Origin of the sequence: Bellilinea sp. (assembly GCF_034432615.1) — a bacterium.
Lineage (GTDB): Bacteria > Chloroflexota > Anaerolineae > Anaerolineales > Anaerolineaceae > Bellilinea.
The window spans coordinates 1-20062 of the sequence record NZ_DAOUBL010000246.1; the positions used below are offsets into that span (position 1 = coordinate 1).

Below are 20062 nucleotides of genomic sequence, written 5' to 3' on the forward strand. Positions count from 1 at the left end.
CCACCGGCTGACAAAGCCCGTGGCGGGACTTTAACAACGATGGGCAGGTTCACCATTTACCCGCCGATTTGTCCACTTGGACGCCAGCGGCAGATTTCGTTCCCCATTCCGGCAGGAGAGGGCTGCTCTCCCATCGGCGTGGGGAACGAAAGGAGGTGATCCAATGAACCTGACCGAAGCGATACCCCTGCTGATCGTATTCGCCGTAGCGCTGATTGCTTACGACTCTCTTCAAAAATTTTTCATCTTTCGCTTACTGTATAAAGCGAAAGACGAAAAAGAGAGGGAGGCGCTGCTGGCAATCCTGACCCGCAGGTGGCGGTAAGTCCCCCCCGGAGAGCGGCCACAAGCCCCTCTCCAAATTCACCACTCCGCACAGCGCCTTGTGCGGGTGCAAATCCCGCAGGAGTGACCTGCCCGCAAGGGATAGCACATTACCAAAAGCGCCGACCGCCCTCGCAGTACCCGCCGGTGCAAGTCCGGCAGGGCGGTCACGGCAGGCAGAATAAACAGGCGTCCCTCGACCAGAGGGATGTGTACGGAGAAGCGGAAACCGTACAAACCACAATTCCGGTTCTGACCTGCCTGCGCCAAAAACCCGTTCAAGGAGGTGCGCCATGTAACCCCCAAATTTTCAGGGAGTGCGGGCGCAAACTCCGGCAATGCCGGGAACGGGTTGCGGCGTCCAAACTCCCCCGGCGGGAGATTACCCGTCTCCCGCCCGCTTGCCAAACACCCGACCGGGACGGATCAATTCCCGGTTAGCACCTTACCAAGTGAATATCGCTCGCCTGTGCCTTATCCTTTCAACCCGCCGCACCTGGGGAATCACCACATTCCCCGGCGGGTGCGGAGCCGGGGAGAAAGGAGGAGGAAATGCGGGACTTCCAGATTGATGGGTGGAAAGTTGGGGATATAGTCTCTGGCCACCGCGCCGACTACGTGATCCAACGGATCATCAACCACCCCGAACGCCCCGACTGGGCGCTGGCTTTCGTGACGCGCCCAAAGGGACGAAAAATCTACCTCGCCTTGTTTGTACAAACAAAGCAAGGTAGATGGGTGATGGCTGACGAGCCAGTACCGCTCCCCGGTTAAACCTTCTTCGGGCAGCCGCACCTGCCCGCCGACTCATACCACATGGGTCGGCGGTGCGGAGCCGACCCGAAGGAGGAATACCTATGTTCGACAAAGTTGTTGCCAGCCTCACCGTAACGGAGGAGGACATCTTCTACGCATTGGCTTATCGGGATAAGCCCAAGGACTGGCAGAAATTCATCGAGTATCTGTCCGATCACCTGGCAGATGCGCTCAACGAGCATGTGTACGATGAAATTCGCTACCTGACGGATGCGTACCAGGAAAGGCAAGAATGTCCTCACCGGCGCACCACCACCGTCTCTATGGGCGGTTACCACTTCGCCGCCGGTGAAGTCTGGGACGACATCCGGGAAGTGACGGTTTGCTTAGACTGCGGTACGCAGCTGCCTGATCCTGAAACGCCCGACCCAGACGCAGACGCCGAAGAAGTCCCCTTCTAGTCCCCCCTTTGGGCTGCCGCTCCAGCCCACTGACCCAATTACCCGGGTCAGTGGTGCGGCACTGACCCAAAGGAGGAAAACGATGAACGTAAATGCCATACTCCGTGAAGAGGCAACAAAGCGCCGGGAACGCATGTATGACGCCAAAGACAAGGGCGCGTTCCGAATCCAATCCCGGCAGGTCTACCGTGGGCAGGGCAAAATCGTGACCATCTGGGAGGTGTGGTCTAACCACACTCATCGCCGGTCACCTCGGCTCTACACCGTCTCGCGGGTAGAAGAACAGGGCAAAGCACATTGGGGTTGCACCTGCCCGGACTTTGAGGCTAACGGGCAGTGGTTCCCCTGCAAGCACATCCTGTACGTCCAGTATGAGGTGTAGCCATGGCAAAGATCACCCTGTGGTATCCCGAAGAACGCCCGGCTTTTGTCATCTACACCGAGGACGGTGTTGAAGTTGGACCGACTCTTGGAGCCAACGAGGTGTACTGCGATCTGTGCAATGCTGCAGTGCCGCTAGACCCCGCCCCGATGGTTGAGGGCTATGTCTTGTGCCTCGACTGCTTGGAAAAGGTGGTCCCGGACTGGCGAAAGCAGATCACCCCACTGCTTGAACTCATGTGGCGCGATCAGATGGAGCAGGCAAAAGGCGAATAGGCGAGCGATAGAAGGCAGGGCTACCCGCCCTGCCCTAACGAAAATTCCGCCTGACGAGGTTCCCCGGTGCAACTCCGGGCAGGCGATTTCCCGCAAGGGGCAGCACCTTAACAACAGCATAGGCGGTAAGGACGTGGTAACCTCCCGCCGCACGGTCTCCCTCTGCTCTGGATACCGTCCAGGGTGGTGGGAGGCCGTGTGGCTCTCCCCTGACGCAGCAGGGCAAAACACCATTTTGCCCCCGGCTGCGGACGGGGGACACAAAAGGAGGTTATACCATGTCTCAATTCGATTTCTCTCAAATCCTGGAAGCTCTCCAGGAACCTTTCCCCTCATCAGAGGTGGAATTCAAACCAGGCGCGCTGAACGGTGATAAGACCAAAGCCTTGGCACTAGCGTATGTGGACAGCCGTCCCTATATCCAACGGCTTAATCTGGTCTGCCCGGAGTGGCAGGATGATTACCAGATCACCATGCTGACGGATCGAGTGGTTGTGCTGTGCCGCCTTACCGTCAACGGTGTCACCCGCACGGGCGATGGCGAATGTTTGCTCACCGGCGAGGGTAGCGAACGCACTGAACCAAACGCGGTAACGACCGCTTCCGCGCAAGCCTTTAAAAGGGCCTGCGTCAAGTTTGGGCTGGGTGCGTACTTGTACGCCTTACCTCAGGTGTGGTGCGACTACGACCACGCCAAGCGCAAAATCATCAACCCGCCCAAACTCCCGGACTGGGCGCTTTCACCATCAGAAAGGCTTGAAAAAGCCACGCACGCCGCAACGGAGCGGGAAGCGGCAGAGAAAGCCATGACTGAACTCGGCTACAACCCTGACCCTGCCCCTCAACCCGCCGCTGAATTGGCTGCACCGGAAGGCGAGCTGGCCGACCCCGGCGCATACAAACTGACGTTCGGCAAGCACAACGGGAAGACCTTTGGTGAGTTATGGGCAAGTGGTCCCGCAAGCCAGGGTTATGTAAGATGGCTGGCGTCCACCGATGGGAAAGGGTTTCAACCCCGCAACCACACTGACCAGGTTGCCCAGCGCATGGCGCGGGCGTTCCTCAGCCTGCAAGCCGCCTATGCTGGCTAACACCCCCTGCGGGAACAGAGCCGGGCTACCCGCCCGGCTTTTTCCTTTACTCTGCAAAGGGCTTTGGGGTGGTACCAGTCCGCCCATGGTAACCTCGGCAGGGGTTTGCCTCTATAATTCAATCAAAAGGATAGAATACCTGAGATAGAAGAAGCATATGGGCTTTGGTTAGGAAGCACGTAGCAGTGATTGGTGGGCGCGCTTCTGCTTGGGGAAGTGGCTCAGGTATAATCGAGTGAGAAGTACGTGTGAACCACGGCAATTTTGGTTGGAGGGGTGGAAAGATTGGGCTGAGGGGGTCCAGAATTTCACTGGCTGTCCGCCACACCAGGCGAGCATAACGGTCGGCATCAATGTCTTCGACTGAGGGCGGGGTGATTTGGATGCCATCACGGGTGAACCAGAAGTGTAGACGCATCTCGGGACGAGGGTGATGCCGCGCGCCTGAACTTGCCACGCGGCCTGTGCTACCGGTCCGGGGCAGCGGTAACCAGTAGGAGGGTAACGTAACTTCACCACCATGCGTAGGCCAGCCACGGCTACCGCAAGGTGCTGCAAACGCATGATTTGGTGGCGACGAACTCCCGAGCTTCCGCCACGTGCTGCGAAGGGTGATCGGCCAGGGCTAGGATGTGCAGCAGGGCTGTTTGGGTCTGGACGACCAGGCGAGGCATATCGTGGCGGCGCAAGGCGATCCCGCGAGCCTTAATGCGGCCATCGGTGAAGTCACCAAAGTAGCGATTGGCAACAGGGATGCGGGGGTGACGTCGTGCTGGGGGAAATACGATCCAGCGGTAGATACCCTCCAAGGTGACTGGGATGCCGGTCCGAAGCTCGATGGCCTCGAGCAGAGGGTGAGCGCCTCGGTGATATGATCATCGGGATGATGGACAAACAGGCTGTCAGTGTAGATGTGTAAAACGGTGAAGCTGAGACAGGCAAGGGCGACTGCCTGCTGTTCGCGGGGGGTGAGGTTGTGCCAACATTGCCAGAGGTAATCGCGCTGGGAGAGGGCCTGGAGGCCGGTGGCGAGGAGGTCGTTGGTGAGGGCGTCCTCGGGCTGACCGGTCTGACGAACAAGGGTATGAAGGGTATCCAGCAGAGAGGCGTCAAGGGCAAAGGAACGGCGTAAGGAACGGCGTTCGGTTTGGCCCGTCGCTGTGCCCACCACGCCCGGTAATGCGACCACAAGCGGAGCATACTATTATTATAATAGAACATATGCACTATTTCAATCGGTCATCCTGGTCTTTGGGAGAGGCTCTCCTGGCCGCTCGTTCACTGCGGCTGAGCGAGATTGCTGCCAGGATGTGCGGCAGCAACGCTACGGCGGCTGAGATACACACCGGAAAAATTTTGCTGGATTATTGTGTAGTAACTTACTGCTCTAAAAGGTCGTGAAAGTCGAGAAACCCGCGGCTACCAAGGTAATGTATCATCCGCACAGCTTCATCCTTGGCATCCGGATGCTGCAGTGCAAGCCCTAGAATAGTTCGGACATGCTCGAGACCAAGATAAAGCTTCCAACCTTCACGGTCTCCTTCCGCAATTAGTCTCAAACATTCAACAGATTTTTGGGGATGGGTTTTCGCTGCTCTACCAAGGCACTCCAGCACCTCATCTTCGGGAAGTATCGTACGGGCGATATAAAGTGATGCTAAAAGCTGTGCGATGGCCCAGTCCAATTCGAACTTCTCAGACACGAACCACCAGCCAAAGACCGCTAGCTCTTTCTCGAACTCGGAGGATTGTTCTGTTGTTTTGGCGATGGTAAGACGCTGTTCCCACAACTCTTTCAACCGATCCAAAATTTCTGCTGGGATAGGCTCTCTCGTTTGCTCCAAGGCCCGCCCAATGAACTCCAGCGCGTGAGCTCGTAAGGCACCTGGCGCTTTTTTCCAGAAGCCTGTAAGCAAGGGGTCGTCAAGTGAGAGCTTGCCACGCCAGTAGAAGGCCATAAGGTGCTCCGCAAGCTTCTCGTCTGGATTAGCCAGCCATCGGGTATCTTCCCGCTGAGTGCTAATCCGCCCTACTGCCAGCGAGTACTGTTGGCGGAGGATTTCCAGCACGCTGTCATAAGGCGGGCAGAACGTAACATAAGTATTCCACGCCGCTTCAAAGAAAACTTCGTTTTCCGCGTCATGCGGAAAGATTCGCACCGAATTTTCCCTCGCCCACTCGGGATCAAGAAGGACAAGCCAGGGGAACCACTGGCCGTACACCGCACGGATGGCGAGTGACGATTCCCGAGCCAGATCAAGGTGCGTTTCCAGAACTTCACGTACTTCGGGCATCTCGTCGAAACCTTTCCGAAGACGTTCCTCCGAGCTTGGCTCCTTCTCCAGATGTCGCTGTACCCAAAGCGCGTAGCGTATGACCGCGTGCATGGCCTCGCCGCGGGTAGTGTTGATCGAGAGGGTGGCGGGATCCATGTTGGAGCCACCGTAGTGTTGCTCGTACTCCGGGGTAGGTTCGGGGTCATCCATCAGGGGCTTCAGGATGCCCCATACCATTTGTCGTAGGCCGATAGGGATGGCGCCAGGCCGGTCCTTGAAGCCTGCAGAGAGGAGATTCGCAATCCCTTCGCGAGTTCGCTCCCAGTCGGGGTCAGCATCTAAGTCTCGCACCTGCCGACCAGGGATCTCTCGTGGCTGTGAGAGCACCCAATTGCAAAGATTTAAGACCGGCTCCCATTCAAAAGTCTTACCCTGGATTAAGGCGTCTTGGAGGCCCGACAGAAGGGCACGAACATATGTCGGGTCCAAGCCCTGGAACAGTGGCGCCTTGGCGGCGAAACGACTTGGATCCTCCGCAACGACGGACGAGAGCACGCGGTTCAGCCCCTCTGGAGACGACACACGGAAAAGATCGTCCGGAGGCATCCACGTCCTGAGGAATTGCGCGATCTCCTCGACGGACATCGCCTTAAGCTCATCGGCTGACTTGGGACTGGTCGGCCCCACCCATACGCCCTCATTGTATACAAGAAATTCCACATATTTCGACGCGCCGTATTTGTCGACGAGTTCTCGATGGCGTTCTTGCCACTTCGTTGGTAAATGCTCAACGCCCATTCTGGTCAGCCAGTCCCGCTGCCAAATCTCGCGGTATTGGATAACTTCATCGTCCGAGGGTGGGGAACCCGTTTGTATTTCTCGTGAACGTTTAAACTTTTCCGTGTCGGGACCGGTTTCAATCCATCCCAAGATTGTGGCTTGCTCCTCCGGCGTTAGTTTCGGGAAACATTCTCGCAGCAAGAGCACATACTCATGCTGTACACTCCGATCTTCGAAGAGCGCTCGGTTGGTCAGCCTCTCGGCCGCAAGCCCTGCCGCCTGCTCACGGAATACCCTGAGGAGGTGCAGCGCGAGGCGTTGGAAGACCTTCCATTGCCTACGCTCGAGCGCCTTCACGACCTCTTCAACCGTCCCGTACCCGAACTGCACGATAACCTCCGCCGCATCACGGACCGCGGTGACAAGGACGGTCTCGATGGTGCGACTAATATTTTGTGGATGTTCCTCGATAACAGGACGCCAGATAAATGAATAGTCCTCGGTTGCTTCAATGCCGTCACGCTGTCGAGAAAGCCGTATTGCCTTGTCCAACAGGTCGCACAGTAGCTCTAATGCAGGCAATCCCGCAGCACGGACAAGTTGGGGAAAGTCCTTCTTGAGAATCTCCTCGTAATACCGAGTGTCGTAGCGTGCCCTCAGATCCAGCGGAAACCTAAATTCCTCATTCGGTACTGCCTGCAATTGGTATTCGTCCGGGAAGACGTCTAGTAGCACGCGCGCCACACGCAAAGCCTCCTCGGTGCGCTTTCCATTTGCCCAATGGGCAATCAACTGACCTAGTTTCTGTGGTACGAGCAGATATGGAGATTCTGCCCAGCGCGCGGCCTTTTCGACGAGCCGCGTCGAAACATCAGACGGTATGACAAGCAGCGCATCTACAAGGTCTGAGATTACCGCAGCATTGTCGGTATCATCCATATTTTGAATAATTTCAATGACGAGATCGGGCTTATGCTGCGCCACGCGGGCGAGATACTGTGCCTCAGGCCACAGCGGAAAACGGATCGTTCCTTTTTCCTCGTCTCGAATCGGCGCCGGCGGATGACGGAAGAACTCCTTTTCCCGCAGCGGCTCCAACCACTCCGGGTTCTGGAGTTTGTTGAAGAAATAGCGATATTGCTGCGCATGAACGAGCAGCGCTACCGCCTTGTCAACCTGCTCACGAGTTGGCTTCTTCCAGGATTTCATCCAGCTCCTTTATAGTCTCAAAGAATGGCTCGATGACGGCGAACATTGCAGCCTCAAAAACTTCAAACTGACCTATCAACTCTTCGATAGTGGCAACCATAGTGTCAGTTGAGCCGTTATCGTGAACGCGCTGAACAAACCAATTTGTTATATCAATCCAGTGATTTATTCTTGGCCTAAGGGCATTCTCATCGCTCTTGTTATTAGGGTCTATTGCCTCGAAGATGCGTCTTGCAGCATCAGTGGGCTTTTCGCGAGTTTGATGGTGGTCCCTTACGATTTTCGCTAATTCGAAATACAACTGCTTGGGTATTGGAATATTAGTGTTTGATGGTAGTGAGGCTTGCCCCACAATCGGAATTGGTGCAGACCCATCTAGTGGAAACCCCGCTTGCCTCCATTCCTTGAGAAGGTTGTCCATGCGATTGATGTAATCCAGACGGGTTCCCATTTTAGGCCCTGCAATCACATCAGGGAGGCGATTTCGTATTTCCCGAACGGCATGGGCGACAAATCGGACCCTCCCCGGAAAAGGATCCTCGGAAAACAAAATGCGGACAGCACCCTCGTAGAGTTCCCCAAGGGATACTGCAATGCTTCTCAACCAATCGCGGATTTTCCGCCGTTGACGAGTCCAATTGGAAGGTGGCGATAGATCGTTCATAGCTCCCCTCGAAAAGCTCGATCCAGAATGGTTTGTTGGAGGCGCTTAAGACTCGCGTTAGGTTCCTCCTGTGCAGCATTAAAGTAGCAAAGTTTCTCCCGCGCCACCTCCAGATACGTCACGACCCGGCCGTGTTCTGTAGACAAATGTTCCGGGTGGTCAGGGTAGAGGATAGAAATTTCAATATCTCCAAACATTGGTTTTATTTTTGTCGAAAAATCACTGCTACTACCCATGGATGCATCACAGTTCTCTACAGAGAGAATGAATTGGGAGGTATTTATAAGTAACCTTGTTATTCGGCCGTAGAGTTGTTAGACCATGACCTACTACTACCCTCTTCCAATTTATGTGCGATTCTCTCTTTCATTTCCCAAACTTTGGTCATACCTAGATGAGGCCTGGTTTGACGGTGCAGGATCGAGATCAAAAACTTTTTATTGGTGACGATGACACCTTTGATTGGTCTATTGGTTTCCACAAATGCATTGGTAAAAACGATCACTGGCGTTATCCAAATTTTCTGTCCGGTTATTCTCTCTATTTCTTCACGCAACCAGTAAGTATTTCTTAAAGTCTGAGCAATAAAATCTTTTTCGGGATTCTTACCATTAACAAGAAGCCTATCTGAAAGAATCTCCACTCTCCCACCATGGGCTTTTGTTTCCAGCAAAAAGACCCCATGTTTTGCAATCACAATATGATCTATATTTCCGTAAGGTGATGAAACATCGTTGAGAACGAAATAGTCATCATTAAGAGTTGCCAACAAGTCTCCGATTTCTTCCTCTGCCACTGCGCCTCGATCTGCTCTCCGTTCTGCCTTTTCCCGCTTCCTGAGAGGTTTTTCGATCATATCAGGCAGGATGCGGAGAAGGATGAGCAAAGCAAATACTAGTCCCCCGCTCAATCCCAATTTTTGCCAATTTTGAACTGTTAAGGCAAGTACCACGGCCAATACCAAAACCCCGAACAATATTAGATTTGTTATGCGTCGCCTCTGGCTGGCCATTTCCCGAGTGGATTTGCCTGCTTTTCGATAATATGGCATCTAGGTTTACCTCTTTCTCTGATTTTTCTATGAGTTATCCGGTCAAGAACGAACAACAATCTCTTCTGCCACCCACATCTCCGTAAGCAACGCCGCCTGTTCCAGTACAGTTTGCGTGGCTTTCTCCTGTTTGTCGGGCGGGTAGCCATACTTGCGCAGGATGCGCTTGATCATCACCCGCATTTTCGCTCGTACCGTTTCCCGCATTGTCCAATCTATGCTGATATTGTTACGCACGGTTCGTACCAATTCACAGGCAATCTTCCTCAAAGTCTCATCACCCAACACTTTAACCGCACTATCATTGGTCTCAAGGGCATCGTAGAAAGCCATCTCCTCTTCACTCAATCCCAACGATTCACCACGGGCATTGGCAGCGCGCATCTCTCTAGCAAGTTGGATCATCTCTTCGATTACCTGCGCCGCCTCAATCGCGCGATTCTGATAACGCCTCAGGGTTTGTTCCAGTAATTCGGAAAAAGTGCGTCCCTGAATCAGATTCTTTCGGCGGAGTCTCCGAATCTCATCTTTCAAAAGGCGTTGAAGGAGTTCGACCGCCAGGTTCTTATAGGGCATTCCGCTCACTTCCGCCAGGAACTCTTCTGAGAGAATGGAGATATCCGGCTTGTTTAAGCCAGCCGCAGCGAAAATGTCTATCACGCCTTCGGGGGTGATGGCTTGAGCCAGAATCTGACGCACCGCATGATCCAGGTCTTCCTGCGGACGTCCGGCTGAAGGGGTGCGTTTAGTGAGTGCTGCCTGTACGCTTTGGAAAAAGGCGACTTCCTCTCGAATACGCAGGGCTTCTTCATGGGGGATCGCCAGGACAAATGCTTTCGATAACGCCTGAGCCGCTTGCACAAAGCGCTCCTTACCGTTTTCCAACCTCAAGATATACTCCAGTGCAGAAGGGAGCCCAGACAGTCGCTCTTGCGGTGAGCCCTTCAACCAGAAAGAATAATCGAACCCGTAGAACATAGCGCGGCAAATTTCGTACTTTTCAAGCATCAAGCGCACGGCCTCTTCTTGCGGCAAAGCGGTGTTGCCCTGCCCGCCGCTTTCCGTATAAATTGCCAGGGCTTCTTTCAGTTCCTGTGCCAGACCTATGTAATCTACCACCAACCCACCGGGCTTGTCACGAAAAACACGGTTAACGCGGGCAATGGCTTGCATTAAGGCATGCCCGCGCATGGGCTTATCCAGATAGAGGGTGTGTAAACTGGGCGCATCGAAACCCGTCAGCCACATATCGCGCACGATAACCAGTTTGAAGGGATCATTGGGGTTGCGAAAACGGTTGGCAAGCAACTCTCGGCGGCGTTTATCACGGATGTGTTCCTGCCAGTCTGCCGGGTCTGCCGCAGAGCCAGTCATCACCACCTTGATCTGTCCTCGGGTGTCGTCAGGATCTGCCCATTCTGGGCGCAGACGGACAATCTCACGGTAGAGTTCTACAGCAATGCAGCGGCTCATGCAGACGATCATGCCTTTGCCTTCCAGGGCGACGAGGCGTTGCTCAAAATGTTCGACGATGTCGCGTGCCAGTAATTCCAGCCGTTGCGGCGCTCCCACAATGGCTTCTAACTGCGCCCATTTGGTCTTGAGTTGTTCCTTGCGTTCCACTTCCTCGCCCTCGGTCACTTCCTCAAACTCCTCATCAATCTTCGGTTTGAGTTCTTCGGGCAGGTTGAGTTTCGCCAATCGGCTCTCGTAGTAAATCGGCACAGTGGCCCGGTCTTCTACCGAGCGCTGGATATCGTAAATGCTGATGTAGTCGCCAAATATGGCGCGTGTGTTGCGATCTTCCAATTCCAGGGGCGTGCCGGTAAAAGCAATGAACGATGCATTCGGTAGGGCGTCACGCATGTGACGAGCGTAGCCGTCAATAAAATCATATTGACTGCGGTGGGCTTCATCGGCAATCACCACGATGTTACGCCGGTCGGAGAGGGTGGGGTTGCGGTCCCCCTTCTCTTCGGGAAGGAATTTTTGAATGGTGGTGAACACCACCCTCCCGGACTGCACCGAAAGCAATTGCCGCAGGTGGGCACGGCTTTCTGCCTGCACCGGCGTCTGCCGCAGAAGATCCTGACAGCGGGAGAAAGTGCCGAACAATTGATCATCCAGATCGTTGCGATCGGTTAGCACGACAAGCGTGGGGTTTTCCATAGCAGGTTCGCGGATGATGCGCCCAGCGTAGAACACCATCGTTAAACTCTTCCCGCTTCCCTGCGTATGCCAGACCACCCCAACTCGACGGTCTCCGGGCTTACCTCCCGGCTGACGGCGAGTCAGGTAACCGGCATTCTGTTCACGGATGGATGGCTGCTGCATGGCAGAGGCACGCAGGGTTTCCTCCACGGCAACCTGTACAGCGTGGAATTGATGATACCCTGCCACTTTCTTGACCAATCGCGATCGGTCACTTTCGAAAACGATAAAATCTCGCAAGAGAGCCAGCAACCGTGTTGGCTCGAAGACCCCTTCCAGCAAGACTTGCAGTTCAGGCACCGGTGGGACGCCGGGTTGAGCAAATTGATCGCCCACTGCGGGGTAGAAATCCTCTCCGGTGATGGTGCGCCATGGCTTGAACCATTCCTGCCCGGCCTCCAGCACCCCCAGCCGAGCCTCCAGCCCGTCTGAGATGACCAAAAGTTCGTTGAAGGAAAACAAGGTGGGTAATTCGGATTGGTAGGTTTGCAATTGCTGCCAGGCAGTCCAGATGGTGGCTTGTTCGTCGGTGGGGTTCTTCAGTTCGATAATGACCAGGGGTAAGCCGTTGATGAAGAGAAGGATATCCGGGCGGCGCGAGTGGCGGTTTTCAAGTACGGTAAACTGATTGACAGCCAGAAAATCGTTGCTGGTGGGATTGTCGAAATCTACCACCCTAACCTGCGCACCGCGAATGCTCCCATCGGCGGCGCGGTATTCCACGTTGACGCCCTCTACCAGCATCTTGTGAAAGGCGCGGTTGCGCGAAAGCAAATCGGCGCCCGCGGGGTTGGTCAGGCGGCGGAAGGCGTCCTCCAGGGCTTCGGCGGGTAGATCGGGATTGAGGAGCGCAAGTGCATCCCGCAAGCGGCGCTCCAGCACCACAACGGAGAAATCATTGCGTTCGGGGGTAGTGCCATCCGGGGCAATTTCAGCGCCGTTTTTGACCTGCCAGCCCAAGGCTTCCAGCCAGGCAAGGGCGGCGGATTCGACCACACTTTCAGTGATGGTGCTCTCGCTCATGCGTTTGTCTCCTCATTTGCATTCACCGCGTCAGTGTCGGGGGCGTACTCTGCCAGGTAGTTTTGATAACCTTGCGGGTCCATTATGAACAATACTTCACTTGGACGAAATTTAAGTTCAAAAATTTGAATTGTTCCATGCTCGGAGTCAACCCATTCATTGAAATCGGGGTAGTCTTCGTAAGACATATGCGACTTTGGCTCTATTGCTCGATCTTGTTGATGGACTTTGTAAAGAAAACCCACTATCGTATCAGCGGCACTGGCTGCCAGAATGGCTTGCGCCGCTTCCAGTGATGGACGCGGAGCATCAGCTCCGTGTGAAGCAAATCCGCATTGGTTGCGTAGTTCACAGACTCCCTGAACTGCGGTGTTCAAGCCATTCAAAGTTTGTTTCAAACTTTGGCGCACTTCATTGTGCTGACTGGCCGATGGTGGTAGAAATGGCATACTTTCGCTGACCTTCTTAAATAATTTTGGTAAATCATCATTTTCATCATAAGAGAGGGAACGCTCTTTGAGAATAGTGCGGCATACACTTTCGATCAATGTTCTTGCAAGATCGAAAGCCAGCCCCGGATTGTTCGCGATTGCTTCTTCAATAGCATTGACTTGCTTCTCAATATGCGAGAAACCACCCGCAATTGCCTCTCTGGCGCCATACATTTGGAAGGTCGGTGAGTTGGGAAATACCATTTTTTCCTCAATTATGGATATGTTTTATAGGCTTAATCCCCATCATGGCCTCTCTTTATCGAATCACAGCCCTCTCTCCTTCAAAAACCGCTCCGCATCCTTCACCCGAATTTCACCGCGAATAAGTTTGGGCAGCAGTGTATCGCGCAGGGCGGCGAGGGTGCGGGATTCCTGAATCCCGCGGATGATCTGTTCGATCATCGGCTGAATCAAAGTTGTGAATGCCCCTACCACAGGGTCTGGTGGCAACACAAGCTCATAGCGTGCCATGTCAGACCAGTTTGTCCGAGGCATCTTTGTTCCGGTAGAACCTGCGTTGGTGTATTCGACGAATTCCTCACTCGATATATGTCCCAGCACAAAGCCGAACCACGAATGTTCGCGCGAAGTTAGAACTACAATGTCTGTTGAGCAAACGCCATTGACCGGTGCCACGCCGACTTTGTGAAAATATGGCCGAAGCTTCCCGAAAAGAATCTCCTCTCTCTTGAACTCGAACTTGTTGCTCTCCAGATTGTCGGCGGCACCCCATTCCGACAGTGCGATTGACCGCCTAGGCATATGCTCGAGCCCGATGTAGGGCGTTCCCGGCGCAATCTCTTCTGGTTGCTTGCTGCGCCGTGGATTTTCTGCAATGTCCCCGAGCCTCCCCACTCTCCACCCCTCCGGAATCTCGCCGAGTTCCGAATCCACCAGCCGGTCGGGGAAGAGATCGTAGAGGTGGGCGGGCAGGCCGGGAAGGGACTCGCCACGGCGCCAGCGGCCCTCCGTCTTGGCGCGCACGGGCTCAAAATCCACGAACCAGGCCTTGAAGAGCGCCCGCGCCATGTCCTCCAGCGTGCGGCTCATCTTGCGGTTGAGTTCGATTTTGTCATCCAGCGTGCCGAGGATGTGGGCAATGGCGTGACGCTCAGTTGCTGATGGCCATCCCAGTCCCAGTCTTTCAAGGTCTTGCCTGGTCGCATTCCCAAAAACTGAACCGCCGCCCTCGACCGTATGCCAGTACGGTTCCAAATAGCGGAGTACAAACTCAATGTAGCGCGCGTCGTGAGGCTTCTTTGGCCGTATGATAGCTAACCCACGACCAATTGCACATTCCCGGTCTGCCACATTCACGCGCCCTATGGGGGCGCGAACACTCAACAGAATGTCGCCAGGGAGGGCAACGCGAGAGGCCGCTGAACAAAAAACACGCGGTGTCGGATGACGATAGTTGAAGTCTGCCACGCCTTGGAAAAATGGGAGGCCATCGCCATGGGCGTTGTATGTTTCACCGGGCGGCGATTGGCCCATTATGATCTCCGCTACTTCCACAAGCCGGACTTCCCGCCACTCACTCGCCATAGCCGTGCTCCTGTTGTGCCGAACGAGGACAGAGATTGACGATTGACAAAAAACGATTATCAGCTATAATAGAATTAGCCCCCCCGGAGAGAGCATCTCCGGGCCGACGCCCGCCACAAATGGCGGGACGTCTCTTAAATAAGGTGGAATTGTGCCAGCCCAACGCGTGATTGTTTACATTGATGGCTACAACCTTTACTATGGCCTGCGCTCCAAAGGGTGGAAATGGGCGTATTGGCTCAATTTGCAATCTCTGGCAGAACATTTGCTCAAGCCCGAACAAACCCTCGTGGAAGTAAAGTATTTTACTTCCATTGTCAAACGTCCTCAGGGACGTCATGACCGACAAGCGATCTTTCTGGAGGCTCTGCAAACCTTGCCCAAAGTGCGTATCTTCTATGGGCATTTTCTCTCCAACATAGTAACTTGTAAACAGTGTGGACATACTTACCAAACTCATCACGAAAAGATGACCGATGTGAACATTGCGGTTGAATTATTAAGCGATGCCTTCCAGGGGAAAATGGATACTGCATTATTAATCTCCGCTGATAGTGATTTGGTCGGAGTGGTACAAAGAGCTCGTTCTCTATTTAACCTGCGAGTGGTGGTGGCCTTTCCTCCTGGTCGCCATTCGAATACTCTAAAACAGACTTGTAATGGATACCTTACAATCGGGCGAAATATCTTGAAAAAGAGCCGATTTCCTGAAAAGATTGTCAAACCGGATGGATTCCCTCTTCGTTGTCCGGTCGAATGGCATTGATATTTATTCGCCATAACCCAATACTCTCAAAGCCTCCTGTAAATCTACTGTCCACGAAGATATTTCTCGACCCCTACTGAATACCGTTAGTTCAACATTTCCAAGCCCTATTCGTAAAAACAACCCGAAATGGTATTTGTAAGACGGATGGATGGTAAAAGCTCTTAGTTTTTGGTAATCTAATTCCTCGCTTCCGCCTGATTTTTTTACCTCTATAGCCAGTAGATTATTTCCAGTTCTACGCCGATGCACAATAATATCCGGAATAACGGCTTGTTGATCCATATCTGCCAAATTTCCAGGCTGATTTTCAATGTGCACCCTTTTCACTTGGTTACCTAGCCGGTTATACTCGCAATCTACATGCCATTCTGGAAATTCATCCTGGAAATATTCTGCAAGTTTATGGGTAATGGCGCGCTCGTTGATTTCCACATCCAGCAAATCCCAATCATGCCGGTATAAACGGCAAACCGCGGCGATCACTCGCTGTTTTATTTCATTTTCGGAAGGGTAATCCAGTTGAAGGGTCATCTTTTTTTTCTCCTCTATTCACAAAAAAAGGGTTTATATAACCATTTTATTTAATAGATATTGCCTTATTAAGTGAAAACGCCCATTCGTTTAATAAGCGATTGTCTGGCTCCCAAAGCCCAATTCATCCAGATTGCGGGCAATCGCTTCATCCAGTCTTCTCGCTTCTTCTACCTGTGCGTGCCATTCGGCGGTCAAGCGGCGCATCTTTTGCTCAAAGGGTTCGCCATCTTCCTCTTTAGTTGCCGCGCCCACATAACGCCCAGGCGTTAGCACGTAGTTGTGCTTGCGAATCTCCTCCAGCGTTGCCGATTTGCAAAAACCGGGCACATCGGCATAACTCTCTTCACCTCTGCGCCAGGCGTGGTAGGTATCGGCAATTTTGCGGATGTCCTCGTCGGTTAATTCGCGGTGGGTACGGTCCACCATACGCCCCATTTCGCGGGCATCAATGAACAACACCTGCCCGCGACGCGCTTCACTTTTACCCCGCCGCAGGAACCACAGGCAGGCGGGTATCTGGGTGGAGTAGAAAAGTTGCGAAGGAAGGGCAACCATGCAGTCCACCAAATCATCCTCAATGATTTTGCGACGGATCTCACCCTCGCCAGACTGATTAGAGGACATTGAGCCGTTCGCCAGGACGAACCCAGCCACCCCACCCGGTGCCAGGTGGTAAATCATGTGCTGTACCCAGGCAAAGTTGGCGTTACCCGCAGGTGGTATGCCGTATTTCCAGCGTTTGTCCTCGCGCAGGCGTTCACCGCCCCAGTCGGAAACGTTGAAGGGCGGATTGGCGAGAATATAATCGGCGCGCAGGTCAGGAAAGCGGTCATCGTGGAAAGAATCACCATGGGCAATCTGTCCCTCAATGCCGCGAATCGCCAGGTTCATCTTGCACAGGCGCCAGGTGTTGTAATTCGATTCCTGTCCATAGATGGAAATATCGGCTTTGACTTTTCCACTGCCGTTCTTGTGGGTGGAATTGCCATTTCCGGTGGCATGAGCACGGACAAAGTTCATGGACTGGACAAACATGCCCCCCGAGCCACAGCATGGATCATACACCCGCCCATGGTAAGGTTCGAGCATCTCAACCAGCAATTTGACCACACACTGAGGGGTGTAGAACTCTCCGCCTTTTTTCCCCTCTGCACTGGCAAACTGCCCGAGAAAATACTCGTATACCCGTCCCAGAATATCCTTCTCCCGCGCCGCTTCATCGCCAACGCGTATGTTGGAAATCAGGTCAATCAACTGCCCCAGCCGCTGTTTATCCAGTTGAGGACGGGCATAATCTTTGGGAAGGACGCCCTTCAGCGCGGGATTATCCCGCTCAATCGCTGTCATGGCATCATCAATCACTTTGCCAATATCAGGCTGGCGGGCTTTGGCCTGGATTTGTATCCAGCGGGCTTCGGCCGGCACCCAGAAAATGTTTTTGGCACGGTACTCATCCGGGTCTTCGGGATCGGCGCCTTCTTCGCGTTCCCGTTCCAGTTGACCGTGATACTCCTCAAAGGCATCTGAGATGTATTTCAAGAAGATCAACCCCAGGACTACGTGCTTGTACTCTGCGGCGTCCATACTCCCTCGAAGAGCATCTGCTGCCGCCCATAACTCCCTTTCAAATCCTAAAATTGCCCCATTGGTTTGTGCGTTTGCCAATTTGCCTCCATTGATAAACAAACTCGCCCGCGCATTGCGGTTAACTTGCGCGGGCGGCAAAAGTTTGCTATGCTTATTTTTGCCGCAACGCGCCTTCACCGCGTTGCTGTTCCAGCCTCACCGATGCGAGCGGTGAGGCTGAGTTGTGTCTGGGTTAAGTATATGGTTTTTTTTAGTGAAAATCAATCAAAAACAGATCACTAATTCGACTCGCACCCTATCCCGTCGTGATCGCCGTCAAAGCGGTGTGGATCAGGGGGTAACACCCTGAAACGGCGGAAGGGAATGTCGGGACAATCCAAATCCGGCGGCGGAGGTGCGATACACACATCAGGGTAGGATGGGTGACAATTTCCACTGCCACCACTCGCCGGTGGGAGGACGACAGGAGGGACATAGGTGGGTGTTGGTTTCCAGAAACCCCGCTGAAATTCCCTTGCTGCCCGTTGGGCAGCAACGAACACATCAGCGCAGGCAACATCTGGGGGATAAGTATAGGCATACGCATCCCCCTGCCTGATCAACTCGTAGTTTACGAATATTTCTCCTACAAAGACATACCGTAACAGGCGGTCATAACGATCCACTTCGGACACGTCCTTCACGAGGGTCACTTTTTTGCCTTCAACCAGTCGGCGATTGGCTTCGGAGGATTGGTAAAAATAGACATCTCCCCGTTCTGGTGTATCTATGCCGATGTATCGAACCCGATAGGTCTGGTTTCCAATGCGCACATCAATCGTATCCCCATCAATCACCCGACTCACGATGGCTGTTTCCCGCTTGGTGTTTTTAGGAACACAGTTCAAAGAGGTTGCGGGTAAGGTGACCGTTGTCGTAGGTGAGATGGTTGGAGTAACCGTGATGGTTAGCGTGGGTGTAATCGTTGGAGTAAGAGTCTCCGTAGGAGTTTGAGTGATTGTAGGGGTTGGGGTGATGCTTGAGGTTGGTATGTGTGTTTCTGTTGGCAGGGAAGTAAAGGTAGATGTTGGAGGAATAGTTACAGTGGGGGTTGAATCCGGGAGAATGATGTTTCCAATTGTGAACACCCCGCAACAAATTGTAACCACCCCAAACAATATCAGAATTGGGATTGCAATTTTGGTTTTAGGATTTTTGAATATTTGACCGACCATTGCTGGGTTACACAATCACAACCGAACAACAATCGCTTGTCTTGTTTATGATTGATGAAAAATTATATCGAAATTAGGCGCATAGTAGAACCCGTACTTGCGGGCGGCGCGAAAATTTGCTAGGATGATGTGAAATCATCCAAAAACCCCCACACCTGCATTACGGCCTCACTGTTGTGGAGCAACGGTGGGGCTGATTTATTTCCAGGTAAATAGTATAGCAAAAAATTTTCGTTTTCAAAGCCCTTTTGAAGTGGCAGAATCCAATCTCGTAACAAATTATTACCAAAATATTACTTTTCAAGGAGGTTGGAATGAGCCCGCACCACACTATCCGAATAGAAGAAGCCTTTGATGAATTCCTCCTTTCGCGTCAGGCAATGCGGTGTTCCCCTAGAACCATTCGAACTTACCGTAGCATTTTGGGACGCTTTATTCAATGGCTAAAAAAAGAAGGGGTTCAATCAGTGATCCAATTATCACCAAGGCATGTTCGTAAATTCATGTCTCAAACATCAGGTTCTCAATGGACTTTAAATGGTTACGGCCGTGCAATTCGAACTTTCTTAAATTTTCTAGTTCAAGAAGAACTGGTTGATCACAAAATTTCTATTAAGGTACCGCCTCCGCCAAAACAACGCCTTCCTTTTCTAAACTCCTCCCAAATCAAACAATTATTGGAATTCTGTGACCCCCAAGAAAAGGCGATAATCCTCTTGATCGTTGATAGTGGCTTGAGACGACAGGAGGTTTGCAACTTAAAAATTGGAAATGTACAAATTGAAAGCGGAATGATCCGTGTTGTCCAGGGCAAAGGAAATAAAGACAGGATCGTATTTATCGGCCGCTCAACCATTAATGCGCTTTTAGATTACTTACCAGATTTCAACTGTCGAGAAAGAGAAAGCCCCCTCTTTAAATCGAGTAATGGCAAGCCTTTCAACGAAGACACTATGAGAAGAATGTTTCAACGCCTTTCAAAACGCTCCGGAATCAAAGTGACACCTCACATGCTACGACGGTCGTTTGCCACATTGTCCTTGAAATTGGGAATGGATTTGGTCAGCCTTCAAATGCTTATGGGACATGCCAGCATAGAGACAACTCGCAAATACATTCAGTTATTGGATGATGATCTCCAAAATGCTCATCGAAAAGCAGGCCCCGTGGATCGGTTAAACCTGAATATTACCTCATTTGCTTCAGACTAAACCCAAACCTCTACTAAAGGTCCCTCGGCAGAACTTTTCATATGCTTGCGGAGCAAAAGGTTGCAGATTCGAGTTCTGCCGGGGGCACTCATCTTTTTAAGGTTGCCGACCCCATCGAGGGGTGATATTCGAGCACTGCCGGGGGCACTCATCTTTTTAAGGCTGCCGACCCCATCGAGGGGTGATATTCGAGCACTGCCGGGGG

Annotated in this window: 20 protein-coding genes; 10 read left to right on the forward strand and 10 right to left on the reverse strand. The window is 52.8% G+C overall.

Features of this window, described 5'->3' with window-relative positions; genetic code table 11:
- Window positions 1-163: 163 nt before the first annotated feature.
- Window positions 164-325 carry a hypothetical protein gene (locus tag VAE48_RS10725; RefSeq protein WP_322793323.1) on the forward strand — a complete coding sequence of 54 codons (162 nt, stop codon included), beginning with the start codon at window positions 164-166 and terminating at the stop codon, window positions 323-325.
- 38 nt (window positions 326-363) lie between these two features.
- Here the strand turns inward: VAE48_RS10725 and VAE48_RS10730 are convergent, their stop codons facing one another.
- Complete coding sequence (locus VAE48_RS10730; protein ID WP_322793324.1) at window positions 364-732, reverse strand: hypothetical protein; 369 nt, start codon at window positions 730-732, stop codon at window positions 364-366.
- Window positions 733-876: 144 nt separating this feature from the next.
- Here VAE48_RS10730 and VAE48_RS10735 point away from each other — a divergent pair, with 144 nt between their 5' ends.
- From VAE48_RS10735 to VAE48_RS10760, 6 genes are all read left to right on the forward strand, one after another.
- Entirely contained in the window at window positions 877-1098 is a 222-nt protein-coding gene (locus tag VAE48_RS10735; protein ID WP_322793325.1) for a hypothetical protein, read from the forward strand.
- Window positions 1099-1181: 83 nt separating this feature from the next.
- Entirely contained in the window at window positions 1182-1541 is a 360-nt protein-coding gene (locus VAE48_RS10740) for a hypothetical protein (RefSeq protein WP_322793326.1), read from the forward strand.
- 205 nt (window positions 1542-1746) lie between these two features.
- Window positions 1747-1923, forward strand: a complete 177-nt coding sequence (locus VAE48_RS10745; protein ID WP_322793327.1) for an SWIM zinc finger family protein — start codon at window positions 1747-1749, stop codon at window positions 1921-1923.
- Between the two features lie 2 nt (window positions 1924-1925).
- The gene (locus VAE48_RS10750) at window positions 1926-2198 is read left to right on the forward strand and encodes a hypothetical protein (RefSeq protein WP_322793328.1); all 273 of its coding nucleotides are present in this window, start codon (window positions 1926-1928) and stop codon (window positions 2196-2198) included.
- Between the two features lie 278 nt (window positions 2199-2476).
- Window positions 2477-3289, forward strand: a complete 813-nt coding sequence (locus tag VAE48_RS10755) for a Rad52/Rad22 family DNA repair protein (protein WP_322793329.1) — start codon at window positions 2477-2479, stop codon at window positions 3287-3289.
- Between the two features lie 647 nt (window positions 3290-3936).
- Window positions 3937-4164 (forward strand): hypothetical protein, encoded by a 228-nt coding sequence (locus tag VAE48_RS10760; RefSeq protein WP_322793330.1) that lies wholly within the window; start codon window positions 3937-3939, stop codon window positions 4162-4164.
- Between the two features lie 504 nt (window positions 4165-4668).
- Here the strand turns inward: VAE48_RS10760 and VAE48_RS10765 are convergent.
- The 6 genes from VAE48_RS10765 to VAE48_RS10790 form a co-directional block, all read right to left on the reverse strand.
- On the reverse strand, window positions 4669-7554 hold the full coding sequence (locus tag VAE48_RS10765; RefSeq protein WP_322793331.1) for a hypothetical protein: 2886 nt from the start codon (window positions 7552-7554) through the stop codon (window positions 4669-4671).
- Window positions 7526-8218: a hypothetical protein gene (locus tag VAE48_RS10770; RefSeq protein ID WP_322793332.1), complete on the reverse strand. Its 693-nt coding sequence runs from the start codon at window positions 8216-8218 to the stop codon at window positions 7526-7528. The genes VAE48_RS10765 and VAE48_RS10770 overlap by 29 nt, the downstream gene beginning before the upstream one ends.
- Before the next feature lie 295 nt (window positions 8219-8513).
- Complete coding sequence (locus VAE48_RS10775) at window positions 8514-9269, reverse strand: nuclease-related domain-containing protein (RefSeq protein WP_322793333.1); 756 nt, start codon at window positions 9267-9269, stop codon at window positions 8514-8516.
- A 42-nt stretch (window positions 9270-9311) separates the two neighbouring features.
- Window positions 9312-12503, reverse strand: coding sequence for a type I restriction endonuclease subunit R (locus tag VAE48_RS10780; protein ID WP_322793334.1), 3192 nt, complete (start codon window positions 12501-12503; stop codon window positions 9312-9314).
- The gene (locus VAE48_RS10785) at window positions 12500-13198 is read right to left on the reverse strand and encodes an abortive infection family protein (RefSeq protein ID WP_322793335.1); all 699 of its coding nucleotides are present in this window, start codon (window positions 13196-13198) and stop codon (window positions 12500-12502) included. Before VAE48_RS10785 ends, VAE48_RS10780 begins: the two co-directional genes overlap by 4 nt.
- Window positions 13199-13261: 63 nt before the next feature.
- A complete protein-coding gene (locus VAE48_RS10790) occupies window positions 13262-14542 on the reverse strand; it encodes a restriction endonuclease subunit S (protein ID WP_322793336.1) in 1281 nt (426 codons plus the stop codon).
- A gap of 151 nt (window positions 14543-14693) precedes the next feature.
- Here VAE48_RS10790 and VAE48_RS10795 point away from each other — a divergent pair, with 151 nt between their 5' ends.
- The gene (locus VAE48_RS10795; protein ID WP_322793337.1) at window positions 14694-15308 is read left to right on the forward strand and encodes an NYN domain-containing protein; all 615 of its coding nucleotides are present in this window, start codon (window positions 14694-14696) and stop codon (window positions 15306-15308) included.
- 3 nt (window positions 15309-15311) lie between these two features.
- Here VAE48_RS10795 and VAE48_RS10800 read toward each other — a convergent pair whose 3' ends face one another.
- The 3 genes from VAE48_RS10800 to VAE48_RS10810 form a co-directional block, all read right to left on the reverse strand.
- Window positions 15312-15842 carry a hypothetical protein gene (locus VAE48_RS10800; protein WP_322793338.1) on the reverse strand — a complete coding sequence of 177 codons (531 nt, stop codon included), beginning with the start codon at window positions 15840-15842 and terminating at the stop codon, window positions 15312-15314.
- 90 nt (window positions 15843-15932) lie between these two features.
- Window positions 15933-17510 carry a class I SAM-dependent DNA methyltransferase gene (locus tag VAE48_RS10805; RefSeq protein WP_322793339.1) on the reverse strand — a complete coding sequence of 526 codons (1578 nt, stop codon included), beginning with the start codon at window positions 17508-17510 and terminating at the stop codon, window positions 15933-15935.
- Between the two features lie 200 nt (window positions 17511-17710).
- Window positions 17711-18277 carry a thermonuclease family protein gene (locus VAE48_RS10810; RefSeq protein ID WP_322793340.1) on the reverse strand — a complete coding sequence of 189 codons (567 nt, stop codon included), beginning with the start codon at window positions 18275-18277 and terminating at the stop codon, window positions 17711-17713.
- Between the two features lie 148 nt (window positions 18278-18425).
- On the opposite strand from VAE48_RS10810, the gene VAE48_RS10815 reads away from it, so the two are divergent.
- On the forward strand, window positions 18426-18638 hold the full coding sequence (locus tag VAE48_RS10815; RefSeq protein WP_322793341.1) for a hypothetical protein: 213 nt from the start codon (window positions 18426-18428) through the stop codon (window positions 18636-18638).
- Window positions 18639-18960: 322 nt separating this feature from the next.
- On the forward strand, window positions 18961-19857 hold the full coding sequence (locus tag VAE48_RS10820) for a tyrosine-type recombinase/integrase (protein WP_322793342.1): 897 nt from the start codon (window positions 18961-18963) through the stop codon (window positions 19855-19857).
- Window positions 19858-20062: the final 205 nt, after the last annotated feature.